Source organism: Xenorhabdus yunnanensis (assembly GCF_028598805.1).
Lineage (GTDB): Bacteria > Pseudomonadota > Gammaproteobacteria > Enterobacterales > Enterobacteriaceae > Xenorhabdus > Xenorhabdus yunnanensis.
This window is the reverse complement of sequence record NZ_JAQRFI010000190.1, coordinates 1-846: the sequence shown is the minus strand read 5'-3', so window position 1 is coordinate 846 and position 846 is coordinate 1. Positions and strand designations below refer to the sequence as shown.

Annotated in this window: 1 protein-coding gene and 1 pseudogene; both read left to right on the top strand. The window is 49.5% G+C overall.

Translation table 11 applies throughout. The features are described 5' to 3' along the window. Positions 1 to 538: hypothetical protein (locus tag PSI23_RS21680; protein WP_273557006.1), on the top strand; the 538-nt coding region annotated here is incomplete at its 5' end. An 11-nt stretch (positions 539 to 549) separates the two neighbouring features. Further along, positions 550 to 846: pseudogene (locus PSI23_RS21675) on the top strand (hypothetical protein); the annotation flags it as partial.

Here is an 846-nt window from a genome sequence, read left to right as displayed (position 1 = left end):
GCAAGACGATCAGCCCGAACCTATCAAAAAGCACAGCAAAGGGCACAATGTCGCTGTGTCTGAGGAAGCCCAAAACAGCCCGGTACTGGCGGTTAAGTTGTTACGTGAAACTGACCTGTCCTCGAAAAAGATTAGAGCGAGGTTACAGAGCGAACCGGAAGCCCTGTCAAAGTTCACCAGTAAGTATATGGAAGAGCACGATCCGTCATGGGAGTTTCTGGATGATGAAGAGAAGGCTTTCAAAGCCATGACATTTTCAGTTAATAACAGTGATGCTAACGGCTACAACCAAGCAAGACATCATGCTGTCAATGCACTGAAAAAGATGAAAGAGCCGATGACGAAAGATGAAATACAGAACTTGGTAGAAAGAACCCGGCAGATGATGAATGAAAGCAACCCGAACACCACAGACAATGTAGAAGCTCGCAAGCAGGCCGATCAGGAATATCAGGAAGCCATAGCAAAAGCGGCTGAGAAACTGAGTGCGGCCTATGCTAAAACGGGTATCACTCAGCCGGATTACAGTCATCGCTAACAGGGGGCAGTATGAAGCCTGATTTATACGCCTTTAGCCATTTACGCCCTGATGCAAACCGTGCCCGTGGTTATACCGGGCGTTATGCTTCGTGGTCTTCACCGGATATTCAGACAGAGCCGCAGGAAGATACCCCCACTGACACACACAGCAATGCCCACTGGATAGCACGCAGTCAGGAGGCAAAGCACAATCCTGTCTATGCGTTGCACCTTATCGACAATCACACGCCGTATCAGTCTGCCATCGCAACGCTCAGGGAGAGCTATCGCCACCTGAGTCAATACACCACACGCAAGATGGAAGCG